Annotated in this window: 1 protein-coding gene and 1 pseudogene; both read right to left on the reverse strand. The window is 45.5% G+C overall.

All coding sequences use genetic code 11. From position 1 onward, the window contains the following. Nucleotides 1-212, reverse strand: a 212-nt coding sequence (locus tag AB5935_RS25880; protein ID WP_368327860.1) for a hypothetical protein, incomplete at its 3' end; no start/stop codon positions are given. 40 nt (nucleotides 213-252) lie between these two features. Further along, nucleotides 253-808, reverse strand: a pseudogene (locus tag AB5935_RS25885) (heparinase); the annotation flags it as partial.

Genomic DNA, 808 nt, shown 5'->3' on the forward strand with positions numbered 1-808 from the left:
TCTTTCTGCCGATCACTAACGGTAATGGTGTATTTACCATTGATATCGGTAATGGTACCCGTGTTTTGTTTTCCTTTCACGGTCACATTTCCTCCAATCACTTCCAAGCCTTCGTTGTCCACCACCTTACCGGTAACGGTCAAACTCTGGGCATAAATGCCGGATACACCGACAAGAAGCAACAAAATGCAAATAATTCTACTTTTCATCATATTCTGTTTGTTATTTATATTCACTATGTTTCATTGTTTATCATTGATTTACTACCCGGGTAGATATAGGACTCCGGTCGGTCATTTCTACCACCTGATAAGCTCCGTCTATCTCGTCGTAAAGCAACGAGGAACCCGTATATTGTCGAGAGTAAAAATTGCCATTCAACGCAGGATTGTCTGTTCCATAACTAAATACCGCTTGTTCGGTGCGATGACTCACTGTCAGTTCCGGTGCCTTGGAAGCATCCAAAACCGCTTTGATCGTCCAGTCGCCTACGTTAAAGGTATCACCGTCACGGTTAATAATAGAAACAGCCTCATCTCCTACCTGAATTATAGCCAGGAAACGGGTGGCAGAACAACCGTCAACCCGTGCAGTCAAGTGCCACTGGTTGGGATACTCTGCTCCGGTGATGGCGGGCGGCACTACAAAACGATCCGTTTGGGACAGCGTAAAAACGTGTCCTCCAAAAAGTTGTGTCACAGCCACCCATCCTTTGGTCTTATTATCTGTAGACAACGTTTTCTTTACCGCATCGATCTTAAATTCCGTAGGACTATGCAACAGCCACTCCCAGCGGACAGCCTCCGAT

Source organism: Phocaeicola sp. RTP21198st1_B8_RTP21198_201120, assembly GCF_040929485.1.
Taxonomy (GTDB): Bacteria; Bacteroidota; Bacteroidia; order Bacteroidales; family Bacteroidaceae; genus Phocaeicola; species Phocaeicola dorei.